The organism is Oxalobacteraceae bacterium OTU3CINTB1, assembly GCA_024123955.1.
In the GTDB taxonomy this organism is placed as follows: domain Bacteria; phylum Pseudomonadota; class Gammaproteobacteria; order Burkholderiales; family Burkholderiaceae_D; genus Rugamonas.
The window spans coordinates 201,693-221,562 of sequence record CP099652.1; the positions used below are offsets into that span (position 1 = coordinate 201,693).

The following is a 19,870-nucleotide window of genomic DNA, read 5'->3' on the forward strand; positions in this document are numbered from 1 at the left end:
GCAGTCGGACCAAAGCGGTCGGCAAATCGATGCTAGCACATTGCTCGTGGACAACGCGCGCCTATTGATGGTTTACGGCTTCACTTCCGGCTTGGGTGTGGTTAAAAGTTCCTTCATCCTTGCCAGCCGCTCCTTGGGCGTGATGATCTCGGATTCGACCGGCACGGCGGTGCCGACGTCCAGTTCCATTTCCTTGATGAAGCGTGAAGGGTCGCAATGGACCTGCTCGCCGCCGCGCTTGCGCTTCTTGCACCACGTGATCTGCAAGGTGCGCTGGGCGCGCGTGATGCCGACGTACATCAAACGCCGCTCCTCCTGCACGCGGGCGGCGATGGTCTCGGCCGGCGCGTCCGGATCGCCCTTGTGCGGCAGGATGCCCTCCTCGACGCCGACCAGGAACACGTGCGGATACTCCAGCCCCTTGGACGCGTGCAGGGTCGACATGCGCACCGCGTCCGGATCCTCGTCCTGGCCCTCCAGCATCGACATCAGCGCCACCATCTGCGTCAGCTCCAGCACGTTCTTTTCGTCGCCGTCGCGGTCCTTGCCGCCACGGCCGCGCTCCTTGAGCCAGTTGGTGAACTCCAGCACGTTCTGCCACTTGCCCTGGGCCGCGCGCTCGTCGAACATGTCGTACAGGTAGGACTCGTAATTGATCGCCTCCAGCAGGTCGTCCAGCACCTGGGCGGCATTGTCGCCGCTCCCGCTCGGACCGGGACGGCTGGCGCGCGACTCGAGGTTGTTGATGAAGTTGCAGAAGTCGCGCAGCGGTCCCAGCTGGCGATCGTTGAGCAGGGCTTCGATGCCGCCCTTGAACACGGCCTCGAACAGCGAGCACTGCCACTGGCCCGAGAAGGTGCCCAGCGTTTCCATGGTCGACTGGCCGACGCCGCGCCGGGGCGTGGTCACGGCGCGGATGAAGGCCGGATCGTCGTCGGTGTTGGCCAGCAGGCGCAGGTAGCTGATGATGTCCTTGATCTCGGCCTTGTCGAAGAAGCTTTGGCCGCCGGAAATCGTGTACGGTATGCGTTCCTTGCGCAGGCTTTGCTCGATGATGCGGGCCTGGTGGTTGCCCCGGTACAGGATGGCGTAGTCGGACCACTTGTTCTTGCGCTGGAAATGGTCGGCCGAGATCATGATGGCCACCTGCTCGGCCTCCTGGTCGTCGTTGGCCATGCCGAGCACGTTGATCGGCTCGCCCAGGCCGTGTTCCGACCACAGCGACTTCTCGAACAGCTTGGGATTGTTGCCGATCACCGCGTTGGCCGCTTGCAGGATGCGGGTGGTCGAGCGGTAGTTCTGCTCCAGCTTGATCACCTGCAAGTCGGGGAAGTCGGTCTGCAGGGTCTTCAGGTTTTCGACCGACGCGCCGCGCCATGCGTAGATGGCCTGGTCGTCGTCGCCCACGGCGGTGAACATCGGCTTCTTGCCGATGCCGGTCACCATCAGCTTGACCAGCTCGTACTGGCAGGTGTTGGTGTCCTGGTACTCGTCCATCAGCAGGTAACGCAGGCGGCGCTGCCACTTGTCGCGCACCGGCTCGTTGCTGCGGAACAGTTCCACCGGCAACCGGATCAAATCGTCGAAGTCGACCGCCTGGTAGGCAGACAAGGTCGCCACATAGCTGGCGTAGATACGAGCGGACTGCGCCTCGTCCTCGTCCTTGGCCTGCTGCAGCGCGATCATCGGGTCGACCAGGCCGTTTTTCCAGAGCGAAATGTCGGTCTGGATACGGCGCACCACCTGCTTGTCGGTGGTGATGGCCAGATCCTGGATCAGCGAGCCGCAATCGTCGCTGTCCATGATCGAAAAGCGGTCCTTGAGGCCGACACCGTTGGCTTCCTGGCGCAGGATCTTCACGCCCAGCGAATGGAAAGTCGACACCGTCAGCTGCTTGGCCTGCTTGGGCTGCTTGAGCAGCTTGGCGATACGCTCCTGCATCTCCAACGCCGCCTTGTTGGTGAAGGTCAGCGCGGCGATGGTGCGCGGATCGTAGCCCCGGTCCTCGATCAGGTGGGCGATCTTTTGCGTGATCACGCGCGTCTTGCCCGAGCCGGCGCCGGCCAGCACCAGGCACGGGCCGTCCAGATAGGTCACGGCTTCGCTTTGCGGGACGTTGAGGCCGAATTGTGGTGCTTTGGACATCGGGGGACGATCTGACGAGGAAATAGCCAGCCATTGTAGCAGCGCCGGGCCGTCGCTTGCAGGCTGGCGCTGAGGCTTTATGACATTTGCGTTACCATGTTGGCCTGGAGCGCACATGCGCCGCTTTTACACGGTAGAACTATGAAATTCGAACATTTAATTGAGATTAACGACCCGCTGAATCCTTTGATCGACGCCCTGACTCCCGAGCAGGTGTGGGCCGGCCTGGTGCTGAGCGCCGAGTCGCCGAAGTTGTTCGTCCCGCACCTGGACGATTGCATCGTCGACGAGCGCACCGACAACGGCTTCCGCCGCCGCCGCCGGTTTGGCGAGCTGGTGGTCGAGGACCATGTGGTGCTTGAACCGATGCGCCAGCTGCGCTATGAAGTGGCGCCGCAGCAAGACATCAGCCGCCAGAGCCTGACGGTGACCATCGAAACCCCGACCGCCGACACCCTGTACGTGCGCTTCCAGTACCAGGACGACCACGACGCCGCCACCGATGCGGCCAACGCCATGTACGACGAGTTCCGCAAATCGGCCTACCAGGAGTCCGATATCGACATGATCCGCGTGCTGCGCGACCTGGCCTCGCAAGGACGCCTCGGCGCCACGCTGAACTAAAAGCGCTATAGCGCCGCCGCGCTTCCCCACACCTGTTCCATCCGCAGCGGCGGCGCGTTCAGCGCCGCCACCTGGGCATTGGTCAGCACTTCGCGGATCGCGTGCAGCGGCATGCGCGTGTCGCGCTCGAGAAACACCTCCAGCGGCGCCCCGCGCGGGCCGAGCACCGACTCCACATGCGGCGTCGTCGATTGCAGCCCCCGGCGCGACACCACCGCCACCTCGCCGTCGATCAACCGCACATAACTGCCGATGGGGTAGATGCCCAGCTCGCGGATCAGCAGCGACGCCAGGTTGGTGTGCAAGGTGGTCCGGGCTTCCAGCAGGATGTCGCGCAGCGCCGCGTTGGCCGACATCGCCGGGCGGTAGCCGCGCTCCGATACGCGCGCGCAATACCGATCGGCCAGGATCACCAGCTTGGCCAGCGGCGGAATCTGCGCCCCGGCCTTGCCAAACGGGTAACCGGTGCCGTCCTCGTTTTCATGGTGGTGCAACACGCAATCGACCCAGGTCGGGTCGGTGATCCCCACATCGGCCAGCAAGCGCGCGCTCAGCTCGGGATGGGCCATCATGCGCTCGCGCTCGGCCGCGTCGAAGGCGGCGGCGCCGTCATGCCAGCGCTGCTGGTCCTCCAGCAAGCCCAGATTCATCGTCAGCGCGGCCAGGGTGACGGCCATGACGTCGTCCGGCGAGCGCTCGCGGGCGCGGGCGAGCACCTGCGCGACGATGGCGGTGTCGATGCAGTGGCGCACCGGATAAGGCGCCTGCCGCTGGTTGTGCAGGATGCTGGCGGTGGCGATATCGACGTTCAGCGAGATCGCGTCGCCCACCAGGGTCGCGATCTCTTCGAGCTTTCGGCGCAGGCCGGGCGGGGCCGCGCGCCGGGCGATGGCTTGCTGCAAGCCCTGCAGTTCCAGGCAGGCGCCGTTGAGCTTGCGCAGCACGGACTCCGGCCCGGCCGATTCCGGGCCCTGGTCGCTATAGTCTTCAAAATTGCCGCGCTCGATCAGATAGTCGATCTGATTGGCGCTGGCGATCATGTGTCCCTTACGTATAAGCAAAGCACCGGTGTCGCTATAAACATTCCACGGAATCAGCATTCCCAACTTCAAATCCGCCGCCGTGACCTTACGCATCTTCATCAAACCACTACCGGAATTATCGATCCGGCAGCATAAAGGTTCTCAATAGAAATGTGTGACTTTTTTTGTATCGTTGTGTGACATTCCAGAATCATGGCGCGGGTGTGCAGTCGACGCACGGGTCGTCGTGCTTGGGCTCGTTCGCCAGCTGGTGCGCCAGATCGCGCAACGCGGTGCGCACGCCCTCCTCCACCACCGGATGGTAAAACGGCATGTCCAGCATGGCGGCCACGCTCAGCCCGGCCTGGGCGGCCCATGACAGCAGATGGCCGATGTGCTCGGCGCGCGGGCCGATCATCTCGGCGCCGAGGAAGCGGCCGCTGCGGAACTCGCCGTAGACGCGCAGCATGCCCTGGTTTTGCAGCATCACGCGGCTGCGGCCCTGGTTCTCGAACGACACCTTGCCGACCGCGAAGCGGCCCGTGTGCGAGGCGCACAATTCCTCGTGGCTGGCGCCGGCCGTGGCGATCTGCGGCTCGGTGAAGGCGATCGTCAGCGGTGTGCGGCGCAGGCCCGGCTTGACGTCCGGATAGCGGGCGGCGTTGTCGCCGGCGATGCGGCCCTGGTCGGCCGCCTCCGGCAATTGCGGGCGATCGTTGTCGGCGTCGCCGGCGATGAAGATCGGGCTTTGCTGACACTGCATGGTGTATTTGTCATACAGCGGGATGCCATGGTGGTCGCGCTTGAGGCCGGTGTTCTCCAGTCCCAGCTCGTGCACATTCGGACGCCGTCCCACCGCCGACAGCAGGTGGCTGAAGCGCTCGGTGCGCTGCTCGCCGTCCAGCCGCGTGCTGGTGACGACCAGTTGCTCGCCGTCAAGCTCCACCTTGGTCACCTTGGTTTCATAGCGGATGTCGAGTTCAACGCTCATGGCGCGGCGGGCAACCGCCAGCACGTCCGGATCGCTCAACTGGGCAATGCTCTCGCCGCGCGCGAAAATGGTCACGCGCACGCCCAGCCGGTGCAATGCCTGCCCGAGCTCCAGCCCGATGATGCCGGTGCCGGCGATGGCGATCGATTCCGGCAAATCGTCCCAATAGAACACGGCGTCGCTGTTGATGACGCGCGGGCCGGCGGCGGCCCACTCCTCCGGCACGATGGGAGTCGAGCCGGTGGCGATGACGAAGCGCTCGGCCTGGACCAGCGTGTGGTCGTCCACCTGGAGTTTGTTTTCACTGATAAAGCGCGCGTGGCCGTGGAGCTTGTCGGCGGCCGGATAGCCGTCGACCGCTTCGACGACGAAGCCGACAAAGCGGTCGCGCTCGGCGCGCACGCGCGCCATCACGGCCTTGCCGTCGATGCGGACCGGCCCCGGATGGACGCCAAAGGCAGGCGCCGCTTTCGCCGCGTGTGCGGCTTCGGCCGCCGCGATCAGCAGCTTGCTGGGCATGCAGCCGACCCGGGCGCAAGTGGTGCCGTACGGGCCGCTCTCGATCAGCACGGCTTTCTTGCCGCCGGCGGTCGCGGCGCGGTAGGCCGTCATGCCGGCGGTGCCGGCGCCGATCACCGCAACTTCTGTCTTGATAGTCTTCATAAGGTGTTCCGATTGGTTTTCTAATTTTACTTTGGAGCAAAAGAGCATTAGTATTACTTATTGTATTTCAATTTTATAAGTAGCACTTATGGCTCCACTAGACTATCGCGCGCTAGCCGTGCTGGACGCTGTCGCCAGCCATGGCAGCTTTGAAAAGGCTGCGACCGCGCTCGGCATCAGCCAATCGGCCGTCTCCCAGCGCATCAAGGCGCTGGAGGACGCCGCCGGCCGCCTGCTGATCGTGCGCGGCCAGCCGGCCGTGCCGACCGGGCTCGGCCAGCGGCTGGTCTCGCACCACCGCAACGTCAAATTGATGGAAGCCGCGCTCGACATCGATCTCGGCAACAAGGTTAGCATGCCGGAGATTTCCCTGGCGATAGACGCCGCCAGCCTGGCCACGTGGTTCCCGCTGAGCTTGCAACCGCTGCTGTCGCCGCCGCGTTGCCAACTCAACATTCAGCAGGCCACCCGCGACATGGCCCTGCATCTGGTGCGGGAGGGTAGCGTATTCGGCAGCATCGCCGCCGCCCAGCCGCACCCCGAGCATCCGGCCAACGGCCCGGAGGTAACGCCGCTGGGCAAGCTGCGCTATGTGTGCGTGGCCACGCCGGTGTTCGCCGGCCACTGGTTCGGCGACGGCTTTTCGGCCGAGGCGGCGCGGCTGGCGCCGGCGGTGGTGTGCGACCGCGACATGATGGCCGGCTTCCTGCGCGAGGCGCTCGGCCTGGACGGTCCGTATCCGCACCACACGGTGCCGCTGTCGCCGGCCAGCGCCGAATGCGTCCACGGCGGCCTGGCCTACGGGCTGATGCCGCTGTCGCAGGCCACCCGGTCGCTGGCCGACGGCCGCCTGGTCGATCTGGCGCCGGGCAGGCACGTCGAGGTGGCGCTGAACTGGCACGCGTGGAACCTCGACACGCCGTTCACGCGCGCGCTCAGCGAGCAAATCATCGCCACCGCGCGGCGCTGCCTGTTGCAATAGCCGCTATCGTTAAATATCGAGCGGATCGACTTCCAGCGACCATTTCACGCGGCTTTTCATTTCGCGCAGGGTCCACAGCCACTCCTTGAGGAACTGCTGCAGCATCGGCCGCGACGCCGATTCGACCAGCAACTGCGCGCGGTCGACGTTGTGCACGCGGGTCATGCTCATCGGGATCGGGTCGTTGATGGTGATGCCCGGATGCTCGACGCAGTCGCGGGCGATGGTCAGGAATTCGATGGCCGTCGCCAGCTCCGGCGCCTCGGCGCGCAGCAGCGCCTGGAACAGGTATGGCGGCAGCGCGGCCTGCTCGCGCTCCTCCAGCAGCGCCGACGCGAAGTGATCGTAATCGTGGTGCACCACCGCGCCGTACAGCGGATGCTGCGGATAGCGCGTCTGGATCAGCACCTCGCTGACGCTGCCGCCCTCGGTCCGCCCGGCGCGGCCGGCGCGTCCCGCCACCTGCATCAACTGCGCGAACAGCCGCTCGCTGGCGCGGTAATCCTGCGAAAACAGCGCGGTGTCCGGATTGAGGATGCCGACCAGCGTAAGCTTTTTGAAGTCGTGGCCCTTGGCGACCATCTGCGTACCGATCAGGATATCGACCTCGCCGCGATGGACGGTGTCGAAGGCCGCCTGCGCGCTGCCCTTCTTGCGGGTCGAGTCGGCGTCGATGCGCAGCACGCGCGCCTCAGGGAACATGGCCTGCAAGCCCTCCTCGACGCGTTGGGTGCCGCGTCCCAGCGGTTGCAGGTCGACGTTGCCGCAGGTCGGGCAGTGGCGCGGGATGCGCAGCTCCAGGCTGCAGTGGTGGCAGCGCAACCGGTGCTCGGGACGGTGCAGCACCATGAACGAGGTGCAGCGCGTGCACTCGCTGATCCAGCCGCACGATTCGCAGCAGATCACCGGCGCATAGCCGCGGCGGTTGAGGAACAACAGCGATTGCTCGCCGCGCTCCATGCGCTGCTTGATGGCGGCGATCAGGCCGGAGGTCAGGCCGTCCTTAGGCTTGTCGCGCTCCATGTCGATCAGCTTCACCTGCGGCAGCACGGCGTTCTTGACGGCGCGCTCGCGCAATTCCAGCTTGCGGTAGCGGCCCGACTGCGCGTGGTGCCAGCTTTCCAGCGACGGCGTGGCCGATCCGAGCACGATCGGAATCGCCAGCTGCCAGGCGCGCCACACCGCCAGGTCGCGCGCCGAATAGCGCAAGCCTTCCTGCTGCTTGTACGACGGGTCGTGCTCTTCGTCGATGACGATCAGCTTCAGGTTCGGCAGCGACGCCAGGATCGCCAACCGCGTGCCGAGCACGATGCGCGCCCGGCCCTGGTGCGCGGCCAGCCAGTGCAGCATGCGCTCCCCCTCCGACAGGCTGCTATGCAGGGTCGCCAGCATCACGCCGGGGAAGCGCGCGCGGATATTGCCTTCCAACTGGGGCGTCAGGTTAATCTCCGGCACCAGAATCAGGATCTGCGCCTCCGCCTCGCGCGCCAGCACCTGGGCGCAGGCCTGCAGATACACCTCGGTCTTGCCGCTGCCGGTGACGCCGTACAGCAAAATGGGCGTGAAGCCGGCAGCGCCGCCGATGGCGTCGGCCGCTTCCTGCTGCGAGGGATTGAGCACTGGCATGTTGAGCGGCGTGCCGTCGTGCGGGGCATCGAGCTTGGCCAGCTTTTTTATCGCCTTGTCCAGGGTCAGCGGGGTGGGCGCGCGCAGGTTCTTTGGCAATCCCGGCAAGGCCACCTCGCCCAGCGGACGCTGATAGTAGTCGGCGGCAAAGCCGGCCAGCGCCAGCCATTGCGCCGACAGCGGCGCCAACTGGCTGCGGACCGCCAGCGCATCCTTCAATTTCCCGTCCGGCACATCGGTCTCCGCCGCCACGCCGACGATCAGGCCCATCACCTCGCGCGCGCCGAACGGTACGAACGCCAGCTGGCCGACCTGCGGCTGCTCCGCCGCGTCGCAATACCAGCGGTAATCGAAGATGGCATTCAGCGGCGTATCGAGCGCCACCTGAAGAATGCAATGGTGAAAGAGGCCCTGCATAGATCCAGTCACATGAAATCGGTGCTGTGGAAGACTCCACGGTTTTTTGTGGATAACTTTGTGGACAAGAGAATCTTAATCTCCGGAAACCAATCACTTAACAGTTGGTAGCCACGCTAAGTGCTCAAATATTCGAATTTATTTCCGTTTAAAATCAAACACTTGGAAAAAGCCTCCTAGGAGGCGGGGAAAACCGGTTTTTTCTCCGCAGCTGTGCATAAGTGAAGTATTTGGGATTATTTTTTAACGATTTTCAACACTTTACGGGCCGTTTTAATGGCTACCGGAAAGTACAACATTAAGTCGATAACGACAAATTTTATACAGGAAGCGCTCAAATGGTTTGCGCGGCCCTAACTTCGTTATCAAGCCAGCCATATTGCCTAAAAATCGTGCAGCGCAACATAAAGCTCATGCAAAACAACAACATTATGGCTAAGTCACGGTTTACTAAGTACTTTTATTTTTTATCCACAGTTTTTGTGGATAACTTTGTGGACAATGAAGAAATAAACCTGCCAAAGCCCGACTTATGGGTTTACAACCAGTACCTACCCTCATCCGACGACCTTATAATTACGCTTATAAATCAATGACTTACAATACATCCTCGGGCGATGGAAATCATGCTGCCTGTTATTCTTGCACCAAAAAAAATTGTGCATAAGTCGGTTTGCTTTCCTCTGCGCACCAATGAAAATGGGGCACGCCCCATTGGAACGTGCCCCACGGGTTTGCGGTGGATCAAGACGCGCGCTGGGCCTTGCTGTAGGTGTGGACAGCATCCACCATGGCAGCCACATTCTCCGGCGGCGTGAACTGGGAGATGCCGTGGCCCAAATTAAATACGTGTCCATGCCCGTTTTCCGGCTTGCCAAAGGCGTCGAGCACCTTGTGCACTTCGGCGCGGATCTGCTCGGGGCTGGCGAACAGGATCGCCGGGTCCAGATTGCCTTGCAGACCGACCTTGTGGCCGACCAGTTTGCGCGCCTGCGTCAGGTTCACGGTCCAGTCCAGGCCCACCGCGTCGGCGCCGATGTCGGCGATCTGCTCGATCCACTGGCCGCCGCCCTTGGTGAAGACGATGGCCGGAATGTTGACGCCGTCCGGGTCTCCATCCCTGCGGCGTTTGAGCAGTGACACCACCTGGCGCATGTAATCGAGCGAGAACGCCTGGTAGGCGCCGTCGGCCAGCGCGCCGCCCCACGAGTCGAAGATCATCACCGCCTGGGCGCCGGCGTCGATCTGCGCGTTCAGGTACTCGGCCACCGCCTTGGCGTTGATGGCCAGGATGTGGTGCATCAGGTCCGGACGGTTGTACAGCATCTTTTTAATGGTGTGGAACTCGCGCGAGCCCTGGCCCTCGACCATGTAGCACGCCAGCGTCCACGGGCTGCCGGAAAAGCCGATCAGCGGCACGCGGCCGTTCAACTCCGTGCGGATCTGCGTGACCGCCTTGAATACATAGTCCAGCGACCCCAGTTCCGGCGCGCGCAGCGCCAGCACGTCGGCCTCGGTTTTGAGCGGACGCTCGAACTTGGGGCCCTCGCCCTCGACGAAATACAGGCCCAGGCCCATGGCGTCGGGCACCGTCAGGATGTCGGAGAACAAAATGGCCGCGTCCAGCGGGAAGCGCTCCAGCGGCTGCAATGTCACTTCGGTGGCGTAATCGGGATTGGTGGCCAGGCCCATGAAGGACCCCGCTTTTTGTCGCGTGGCGCGGTATTCCGGCAGGTAGCGCCCCGCCTGACGCATCAGCCATACCGGGGTGTGCCCGGTCGGCTGGCGCAACAACGCACGCAAGAAGGTGTCATTCTGAAGCGGAGCAAATTGTGGCATGAAAGGCAATCAAAAAGCGGGGAAAGGGCTATTATCGCACTCCGCGCCAATTTTTTTGCGAGGACGCTGGAACATTGCGCGCCCTTTCTCTATCATCCTAGCACCCCGCCCCATCACCCAACCCACGCCCCCCGGAGCCGCCATGACATCAGAAGCATCGACCATCGCCGAATACGGCACCTGGCCATCGACCATCAGCGCCGAGCGCGTGGCGGCCGGCGCCACGCCGATGTCGTCGCTGATGCTGGGCGGCGCCGACGGCGGCGATATCTTCTGGCTGGCCGGACGCGCCGCCGAGGCGGGCCGCAACACGCTGCTGCGCCACCACGGCGCCGTCACCGACGAACTGACGCCGGCGCCGTTCAATGTGCGCAGCCGGGTGCATGAATACGGCGGCGGCGCCTACGCGGTCGACGGCGAAACGGTCTACTTCTCGCATTTCGCCGACAACCGCGTTCACCGGCTGGATTTCGCCGCCGATGACGACACGCAGGCCGCGCCGGTTCCGCTGACGGCCGGCGGCAAGCAGCGCTTCGCCGACTTCGTGGTCGACCGCGCGCGTGGACGCCTGATCGGCGTGCGCGAACTGCACGGCGAGGATGGCCATGGCGAGCCGTCCAACACCATTTGCGCGATCAACATCGCCGACGGCGGCGAAACGGTCTTGGCGCAAGGCGCCGACTTCTATTCGTCGCCACGGCTGTCGCCGGATGGCCGCGCGCTGGCCTGGCTGACCTGGGACCACCCGCGCATGCCGTGGGAAGGCACGACGCTGTGGCTGGCCGAATTCAAGGACGACGGCATGCTGGCGGCGCCGGTGCGCGTGGCCGGCGGCGCCGACGAATCGATCTGCCAGCCGGAATGGTCGCCGAACGGGCTGCTGCACTTCGTCTCCGACCGCAGCGGCTGGTGGAACCTGTACCGGCTGGGCGCGGCCCACCAAGGCGTGGAGGCACTGTGTCCGATGGAGGCCGAATTCGGCGCCCCGCACTGGACCTTCGGCAATTCGATGTACGGCTTCCGCTCGGCCTCCGAAATCATCTGCACCTATATCGACAAGGGCGTGAGCCGGCTGGCGCGCCTGGTGCCGGCCAGCGGCAAGCTCGAAGCGATCGCCAACCCGTACGAGGAAATCCGCGAGCTGCGCGTGGCGCCGGGCTACATCGCCATGCTGGCGGGCGGCCCGTCGATCCCGCTGGAGCTGGCGCGCATCGACTTCACAGAGGAAGGCGTGGAAATCCTGGCGCAGTCGATCGCCGACCTGCCCGACGAGGACAACCTGTCCATTCCCGCCAATATCAGCTATCCGAGCGCCAACGGCCGCACCTCGCACGCGTTCTTCTACGCGCCGCGCAACCGCGACGTGCGCGCGCCGGACGGCACCAAGCCACCGGTGATCGTCATCAGCCACGGCGGCCCGACCGGCATGACCGTCAACACGCTGAAACTGGCGACCCAGTACTGGACCAGCCGGGGCTTCGGCGTGCTGGATGTGAACTACGGCGGCAGCACCGGCTTCGGCCGCGCCTACCGCGACCTGCTCAAAGGCCAGTGGGGCATCGTCGATGTCGAGGATTGCGTTGCCGGCGCCCGCGCGCTGGTGGAGCGTGGCCTGGCCGACAACGACCGCCTGATCATCCGTGGCGGCAGCGCCGGCGGCCTGACGACGCTGTGCGCGCTGACCTTCCACGATGTCTTCAAGGTCGGCGCCAGCTACTACGGCGTCTCCGACCTGCAGGGGCTGGACGACGACTCGCACAAATTCGAATCGCGCTACACCGCCTACCTGATCGCGCCGCAGCCGCAGGCGCAAGCGCTGTACAAGGAGCGCTCGCCGATCAACCACACCGACAAGCTGGCGCGCCCGATGATCTTCTTCCAGGGACTGGACGACAAGGTCGTGCCGCCGCAGCAATCGGAGATGATGGTCGACGCGCTCAAGGCGCGCGGCGTGCCGGTGGCCTATGTGCCGCTCGAAGGCGAGGGCCACGGCTTCCGCAAGGGCGAGAACATCGTGCGCACCCTGGAGGCGGAACTGTACTTCTACCAGCGGATCTTCGGCCTGCATGATTCCTCGGCAGCCGCGCCGGTCCACATCGACAACCTGAAAGACTGATCCACGCATGGCCGACCCGAAGCTGCTTGCCGAATTTGACGCGCTTGAATTCAACGAAAAAATGATACTGGCGCTGCTCGCCCTGATCGGCGAGCCGGTCGGACGCACCGCCATCCTCGATCATTTGAACAAAGCGCGCATCGAGGACAAGGACGGCCGCCACTACAACGTCGGCACCCTGGACGAATCGATGCGCAAGCTGGAACGGCTGGCCTTCATCAGCGTCGTCACCGGGCGTGGCTTCGTTTGCAACCCCAAGCTGCGCTGGCCGGCCATGCGCGCCTCGATCGGCACCCACGCGCTCGACGATCTGTGCGAAGCCTACGACGAGCTGGTGCCGATGCGCCAGACCTGGAACAACGTCGAGCCGCGCAGCTACCGCGCCGGCATGGCGCGCCTGCGCATGGGCCTTTTGCGCGGCCAGGCGCCGCAGCAGATCCAGCCGCTCCTGGCTTTCTGCCTGGGCAGCTACGAGGCGGCGCAGCTGCACCCGATCGTCGACATCTTCGGCCGCCCGTTCGAGCCGGGCATGATCGCGCGCGTCCATCCACTGCTGCAGGACGACGTGCTGGCGGTGCTGCTGGAAAACGCCAAGCGTGAACTGCCCACCGTGCCGGTGATCCGCGAATTCTGCGAGCAGCACCTGCAACGGCGGCTGGCGGCCAAGGACGACATCAGTCCCGAACTGCGTCTGGCGCTGGCGGAGGACGCCATCCTGTGCGGACGCCTGGACGACGCCAAGCGCTATCTGGAACGCACCGCCGGCCCGCAAAGCCAGTTCCTCGCCAGCACCATCGTGCTGCTGCGCGGCGCCACCGGCGCGGCCTTTGCCGGCTACGAGGCGGCGCTCAAGCTGCTGCGGCGCGAAACTGGCAAGCGCAAGCACCTGTTCGCCGGCATCGGCGCGTATCTGTATCTGCTGTCGCTGTTGCGCAGCGAAGACCCCAAACATCAAAAAGCAGCGGACGCCTACCTCGAGATCGCGGTACGCATGCCGCCAAACTACGACGCCGCCATCCACCAGCAGATCGACATGCTGCGCCAGATCCGCGCCGGCACCATGCAGACGGACGTCGTCTCGGCACTGCCGTGGGATCTTGGCCCGCAAACGCAGTTGTTCCAGTGCCTGCTGTATTTCTGGCTGTCGTTGCCGCATCTGAACGAGCGCCGCTTGCAGTTGCAGGAGCTGTTCGAGAACGCCGAACGCGCCGGCTACCTGTTCATCGCGGCGCAGGCGGCCGCCCTGCTCGGCCACCTGGGCGATGTCGACCAGCAGCGCCACGCGAGCGCACTGCGTACGCGCCTCGGCATCCCGGACATGACCGTATGGTTCGAGCGGCAGGAGGCCTGGCAGCGGCAGTTGTCGGCGCTGATCAATCTTCAGCAGCCGGCGACGGCCGACGCGGCCGGCGCCACGCGCCTGGTCTGGCAGCTGACCTACGACAACCGCCACGGCCTGACCGACGTCGCGCCGGTCGAACAAAAACGCGATGCGCGCGGCCTGTGGAGCAAGGGCCGCGCCGTGGGCCTCAAACGCCTGCGCTTCGAGCCGGAACAATTCGACTTCCTGACGCCGCAGGACGTGCGCGTGTCGGAGGCGATCTCGGTGGCACACCGCAGCTACCAGTCCAGCGGCCTGGCCTATGAGATCGATCCGCAGCGCGCCGCCTCGGCGCTGATCGGCCACCCGCTGCTGTTCTGGGCCGACGCGCCCGATACGCGCGTGGAGATGCTGGCCGGCGAGCCGGAACTACTGATCAAGAAAAGCCCGGGCAACCTGGAGATTCGCCTGCACCCGCGCATCCCCGACGACAATTCGTCCGTCATCGTCAGCAAGGAGACGCCGACCCGCCTGCGCGTGGTCAGCATCCTCGACGAGCACCGCCGCATCGCCGCCATCGTCGGCGACAGCCTGACAGTGCCGGCGCACGCCGAGCAGCAGGTGCTGCACGCGATCAGCTCCATCTCGTCGCTGGTGACGGTGCAGTCGGAAATCGGCGGCGCGGCGCCGGACATGCAGCAGGTGGAAGCCGACACGCGCCTGCACGTGCACCTGCTGCCCTACCAGCACGGCCTGAAGATGCAGATCCTGGTGCGGCCGCTGGCCAACGGCGCCTATTACGCGCCGGGCGCCGGCGCCGACAGCGTGATCGCCGATGTCGGCGGCAAGCCGGTGCAGGCGCGCCGCCACCTGATCGACGAACGCGACGCTGAACGTGAACTGATCGCCAAGTGCCCGGTGCTCGAATCGGCTGAGCAGGATCACGGCGAATGGCTGCTCGGCCAGCCGGCGCTGTGCCTGCAATTGCTGGTGGAGCTGCAGGAGATGAAGGCCGGCAGCATCGTGCTGGCCTGGCCGGAAGGCGAGAAATTCCGCGTCACCGCCAAGGTCGAGACCAAGCAGGTGCGCCTGTCCATCAAGAGCAACAAGGACTGGTTCGCGGCAAGCGGCGAAGTGCAGATCGACGAAGACAAGGTGATGGACCTGCGCACGCTGCTGGAGCTGATGCAGAAGAACCAGAGCCGCTTCGTCGAACTGGGCGAAAACCGCTACCTGGCGCTGACCGAGGAGCTGCACCGGCGCCTGCGCGAGGTGTCGGCCTACGGCGAGCTGACCGCCGACGGCGTTCGCCTGCATCCGCTGGCCGCGTTCGCGCTGGAGGAGCTGGCCGACGATGTCGGCGGCCTGAAGGCGGACAAGCTGTGGAAGGAGCACCTGCAGCGCATGGCGTCGCAGGCGGCGTTCGAACCGCATCTGCCCAGCACCTTGCAGGCCGAGTTGCGCGACTATCAGCTGGAGGGCTTCAACTGGCTGGCGCGCCTCGCGCATTGGGGCGTGGGCGCCTGCCTGGCCGACGACATGGGCCTTGGTAAAACCTTGCAGGCGATCGCGCTGATCCTGTCGCGCGCGCCGCAGGGCCCGACGCTGGTGATCGCGCCGACGTCCGTGTGCATGAACTGGATCAGCGAAGCGGCACGCTTCGCGCCGACCCTCAGCGTCAAGCTGTTCGGCGCCGGCGACCGCGCCGGGACCATGTCCACCTTGCAGCCGTACGACGTGGTGGTGGCCAGCTATGGCCTGCTGCAGCTGGAATCGGCGCTGTTCGCCGGCGTGCAGTGGAACACCATCGTGCTCGATGAAGCGCAGGCGATCAAGAACGGCGCCACCAAGCGCTCGCAGGCCGTGATGGCGCTGAAGGGCGACTTCCGCATGATCGCCACCGGCACGCCGCTGGAAAACCACCTGGGCGAGTTGTGGAACCTGTTCCGCTTCATCAATCCGGGCCTGCTGGGCAGCATCGAGCAGTTCAACCTGCGCTTCGCCGCGCCGATCGAAAAGCCGCAGGACCACCGCGCCGAACTGGGTGCGCGCAACCGCCTGCGCCGCCTGATCCAGCCGTTCATGCTGCGCCGGACCAAGGCGCAGGTGCTGACCGAGCTGCCGTCGCGCACCGAGATCACCCTGGAGGTCGACCTGTCGAAAGAAGAGACGGCGCTGTATGAATCGCTGCGCCGCACGGCGCTGGAGAACCTGGCCGCCGTCGAAGGCCCGGCCGAGAAGAAATCGATCCAGATCCTGGCCGAGATCATGCGCTTGCGGCGCGCCTGCTGCAACCCAAACCTGATCGCGCCGGAGCTGGGACTGGCCAGCAGCAAGCTGGCGGCGTTCGCGCACCTGCTCGAAGGGCTGCTGGAGAACCGCCACAAGGTGCTGGTGTTCAGCCAGTTCGTCGACCACCTGTCGCTGATCCGCGCGCACCTGGACGCCAACGGCATCAGCTACCAGTACCTCGACGGTTCCACCTCGATGGCCGACCGCAAGAAGCGGGTGGACGCCTTCCAGGCCGGCATCGGCGACGTCTTCCTGATCAGCCTGAAGGCGGGCGGGGTCGGCATCAACCTGACCGCCGCCGACTACGTGATCCACATGGACCCGTGGTGGAATCCGGCGGTGGAGGACCAGGCCTCGGACCGCGCCCACCGCATGGGCCAGTTGCGCCCGGTGACCATCTACCGCCTGGTGGCGCGCCACACGATCGAGGAAGGCATCGTCGACCTGCACCAGCACAAGCGCGACCTGGCCGACAGCTTGCTCGAGGGCAGCGACGTCTCGGGCCGCATGTCGGCCGGCGAGATGCTCAACATGCTGCAGGAAGGCTTAAAAAAATAACACGAAGACCGTCTTGAACTTCATTGTGCCTATCCTATCTTACTGCCATGGCGTCGCCCGACGCCTACGTTCATGTAAAGGAGAAACACGATGAAAACCATTGCGGAAGTTATGAGCAGGGAAGTCAGCAGCGTCTCACCGGAGGATTCGATACGCCAGGCGGCGGAGATGATGGACGATCTGGATGTCGGGGCGCTGCCGGTGACAGAAGGCAATCGCCTGCTCGGCATGATCACCGATCGCGACATCACCATCCGCGCCACCGCGGCCGGCCTTGGTCCCGACGAGACGCAGGTGAACGAGGTGATGACCGAGGATGTCTGCCATTGCTACGAGGACCAGACGATCGATGAGGTGATGCAGGATATGCGCGATCTGCAGGTGCGCCGGGTGCCGGTGGTCAGCCGCGACACCCACACGCTGATCGGTATCGTCGCTCTGGCCGACCTGACCGATCCGGAAGCCGACACCGACGCCGAGGAAACCGCGGAAACGCTGCGCGATATTTCGGCGCCGATCGGCGGCGGGCAGCAGTCCGCCCAAGCATAGGAATGATGGGGCGAATCTTCCTGTCCGGCTGCTTTGTCTTGTATCGAGCGCTCTCAAGCGGGCCGATTAGTGATAATCTCCATCGCTTCGACTCGGCACGCTTGCCACCGCGTGATGTGGACACGCGTGCCTTGTCAAAATAAACACAAGGCTGCAGACGATGATCAAGACAAAAATTGCACTGGCGGTGGTGATGGCGGCACTTGCCTTCGCACCTGCCGGCGCGGCGACCACCAACAAGGACGCCAGCACCAGTAGTAAAAACAAGAACGCCAAGAGTAGCAAAAACACCGGCAAGACAGGCACCAAAAGCGCCACCGCCAGCAAGGCTGGCAAAAGCAGCAAGACAACGAAGAAAAGCGGCAACGGCAAAGCTGTCGCGGCCGCTGCGGCGACAACGGCGGTGGTCGCCGCAAGGCCGGCCGTGGCCGCCGTGTCGGAACGGCGTCAGGACCGCTCGTTCGACACCCTCAGCAACCAGTTCCTCAACGCGCTGTGGCGCATCGATTCGGAAAGCGCGATCTACGCCGGCAAGTACGACACCGCCGCCACCTTGAGCATTCCGGACGCGGCCACGCAGACCAGGGAACTGGCCTTCATCGACGACTGGAAACTGCGCTTCGGCAAAGTCAACGCCAGCCAGCTGTCGCCCAAGCAGCGCACCGACCTGGCGCTGCTGATCAACAAGCTCGATAGCGACCGCTTCCGCCTGACCACCTTGCGCGAGTTCGAGTGGAACCCGGCCAGCTACAACGTCGCCGGTCCGCTGGACCTGATCCTGGGCACCGAATACGCGGCCCAGCCGCAGCGCCTGCGCACCTTGCTCAAGCGCATCGCCAGCATTCCGGCGTACTACGAGGCGGCGCGCAACAACATCGTCAACCCGACCCGCGAACACACGCGCCTGGCGATCAAGCAGGCGCCCGGCGTGCAGACCGTGCTGATCGAAGTCAACAAGGCCGCACAGGCCTCGATCCTGACGCCGATCGAGAAGCAGCAGTTCACGCAGCGCGTCAACGCGGCGCTGACGGCGGTCGACGGCTATGTGGCCTTCCTGACCGAGATGGACAAGCTGATGGACACCCGGGGCCGCCGCACCTTCCGCATCGGCAAGGCGATGTATGAGCAGAAGTTCGCCTACGATATCCAATCCGGCAGCACCGCCGAACAGACCTATCAGAAGGCGCTCGCCGCGCGCGAGGACCTGCTGGCCAATATGGACAAGCTGTCCGATGGGATGTGGGACAAGTATTTCCCCGGTGTGGCCAAGCCGGCCGACCGTTTCGCCAAGATCGGCATGATGATCGACAAACTGTCGGCCAACCACGTGCGGCGCGAGGATTTCGTCAACGAGATCAAACGCCAGATACCGGTGCTGCAGGACTGGGTGATCAGCAAAAACCTGCTGACCCTGGACCGCAACAAGCAGCTCGAAGTGCGCGCGACGCCGGCCTATCAGGCGGGTGTGGCCGGCGCCAGCATCGACGCGCCGGGACCGTACCGGCCGCAGGACCGCACCTACTACAACGTCACGCCGCTCGACGGCGCGACAGCGGAGGCGGCCGAGAGCAGCCTGCGCGAGTACAACCACTGGATCCTGCAGATCCTCAATATCCACGAGGCGATCCCGGGCCACTACGCGCAGCTGGTGTATGCCAACAAGTCGCCGTCGATCGTCAAATCGATCTTCGGCAACGGCGCGATGGTCGAGGGCTGGGCGGTCTACGGCGAACGCATGATGCTGGAGTCCGGCTACGGCGACAACGCGCCGGAGATGTGGCTGATGTATTCGAAGTGGAACCTGCGCAGCGTGACCAACACCATCCTCGACTACAGCGTGCACGTGCTGGGGATGACGGAGGAGCAGGCGATCGACCTGCTGACGCGCCAGGCCTTCCAGACGCGCACCGAGGCGGTCGAGAAGTGGCACCGGGTGCAGGTGTCGTCGGTGCAGCTGACCAGCTATTTCAGCGGCTACAGCGAGATCATGGAATTGCGCGAGGAACGCAAGCAGGCCTTGGGCGAGAAGTTCAACCTGAAGGATTTCCACGAACAATTCCTCAGCTACGGCAGCGCGCCGGTGCGGGTGATCAAGGGCTTGATGACGAAGTAGTAGTTGCAGAGTACTGATGTTGCGAAGCGGGGCGCTAACAGAGATGTTGGCGCCCCGTTTTTGTTAGTTCGCGCATTGGCGCGCTTGCGAGCGCGCAAAGGCCTCATCCACCGATTCGATACGATGGTCGCTTGGCCCATGCCGGGCCGGTTCTGCTACGATAAAAGCCGGGAGTGATCATGACCATGCCGATCAAGTTTGATACCCTTGAGTACGCCAGAAGGCTGGCGGAAGCCGGAATCCCGGCCGATCAGGCCGATGCGCATGCGCAGGCGCTGAGCGAGGCGCTGGCGACGGCCAGCGTCACGCCGGCCGAGTTAGTGCTAGTGAAAAGCGAGCTCTTGGCGCGAATGGATATGCTAAAGACCGAGGTGTATGCGCGCATGGATAGGCTGAAGGTCGAAATCGATGCGCGAATCGACCAGTTGAAGGTCGAAATCGATGCGCGAATCGACCAGTTGAAGGTCGAAATCGATGCGCGACTCGACCGGTTTGAAGCGCTGACGAATATCAGGTTCAAAGTCTTATACTGGCTGACTGGCTTATCGCTCGTAATGAGCGCTCTCACCTTCGCGACACAAATCTATCTGCTTGCGAAACTGTTGCCCTAAC

At 64.4% G+C, this 19,870-nt stretch carries 12 protein-coding genes; 7 read left to right on the plus strand and 5 right to left on the minus strand.

Features of this window, described 5'->3' with window-relative positions:
• Positions 1 to 72 precede the first annotated feature (72 nt).
• Positions 73 to 2,145 carry a UvrD-helicase domain-containing protein gene (locus tag NHH73_00775; GenBank protein USX26863.1) on the minus strand — a complete coding sequence of 691 codons (2,073 nt, stop codon included), beginning with the start codon at positions 2,143 to 2,145 and terminating at the stop codon, positions 73 to 75.
• Positions 2,146 to 2,286: 141 nt separating this feature from the next.
• On the opposite strand from NHH73_00775, the gene NHH73_00780 reads away from it, so the two are divergent.
• Positions 2,287 to 2,769 (plus strand): DUF1857 family protein, encoded by a 483-nt coding sequence (locus tag NHH73_00780; protein ID USX26864.1) that lies wholly within the window; start codon positions 2,287 to 2,289, stop codon positions 2,767 to 2,769.
• 5 nt (positions 2,770 to 2,774) lie between these two features.
• On the opposite strand, the gene NHH73_00785 is transcribed toward NHH73_00780, so the two are convergent.
• The gene (locus NHH73_00785) at positions 2,775 to 3,809 is read right to left on the minus strand and encodes an HD domain-containing protein (protein ID USX26865.1); all 1,035 of its coding nucleotides are present in this window, start codon (positions 3,807 to 3,809) and stop codon (positions 2,775 to 2,777) included.
• A gap of 193 nt (positions 3,810 to 4,002) precedes the next feature.
• Positions 4,003 to 5,445 (minus strand): dihydrolipoyl dehydrogenase, encoded by a 1,443-nt coding sequence (locus tag NHH73_00790; GenBank protein USX26866.1) that lies wholly within the window; start codon positions 5,443 to 5,445, stop codon positions 4,003 to 4,005.
• An 88-nt stretch (positions 5,446 to 5,533) separates the two neighbouring features.
• On the opposite strand from NHH73_00790, the gene NHH73_00795 reads away from it, so the two are divergent.
• Entirely contained in the window at positions 5,534 to 6,427 is an 894-nt protein-coding gene (locus NHH73_00795; protein ID USX26867.1) for an ArgP/LysG family DNA-binding transcriptional regulator, read from the plus strand.
• A 9-nt stretch (positions 6,428 to 6,436) separates the two neighbouring features.
• Here the strand turns inward: NHH73_00795 and NHH73_00800 are convergent, their stop codons facing one another.
• Positions 6,437 to 8,470, minus strand: a complete 2,034-nt coding sequence (locus NHH73_00800; GenBank protein USX26868.1) for a primosomal protein N' — start codon at positions 8,468 to 8,470, stop codon at positions 6,437 to 6,439.
• Positions 8,471 to 9,214: 744 nt separating this feature from the next.
• Entirely contained in the window at positions 9,215 to 10,309 is a 1,095-nt protein-coding gene (hemE, locus tag NHH73_00805) for a uroporphyrinogen decarboxylase (protein ID USX26869.1), read from the minus strand.
• A 142-nt stretch (positions 10,310 to 10,451) separates the two neighbouring features.
• On the opposite strand from hemE, the gene NHH73_00810 reads away from it, so the two are divergent.
• From NHH73_00810 to NHH73_00830, 5 genes are all read left to right on the plus strand, one after another.
• Positions 10,452 to 12,425: a prolyl oligopeptidase family serine peptidase gene (locus tag NHH73_00810; GenBank protein ID USX26870.1), complete on the plus strand. Its 1,974-nt coding sequence runs from the start codon at positions 10,452 to 10,454 to the stop codon at positions 12,423 to 12,425.
• 7 nt (positions 12,426 to 12,432) lie between these two features.
• Positions 12,433 to 16,596 (plus strand): DEAD/DEAH box helicase, encoded by a 4,164-nt coding sequence (locus NHH73_00815; protein USX26871.1) that lies wholly within the window; start codon positions 12,433 to 12,435, stop codon positions 16,594 to 16,596.
• Positions 16,597 to 16,707: 111 nt separating this feature from the next.
• Positions 16,708 to 17,145, plus strand: coding sequence for a CBS domain-containing protein (locus NHH73_00820; protein USX26872.1), 438 nt, complete (start codon positions 16,708 to 16,710; stop codon positions 17,143 to 17,145).
• Between the two features lie 160 nt (positions 17,146 to 17,305).
• Positions 17,306 to 19,258 (plus strand): DUF885 domain-containing protein, encoded by a 1,953-nt coding sequence (locus tag NHH73_00825; protein USX26873.1) that lies wholly within the window; start codon positions 17,306 to 17,308, stop codon positions 19,256 to 19,258.
• A 179-nt stretch (positions 19,259 to 19,437) separates the two neighbouring features.
• Positions 19,438 to 19,869, plus strand: a complete 432-nt coding sequence (locus tag NHH73_00830; protein ID USX26874.1) for a hypothetical protein — start codon at positions 19,438 to 19,440, stop codon at positions 19,867 to 19,869.
• The last annotated feature ends 1 nt before the right edge of the window (position 19,870 follow it).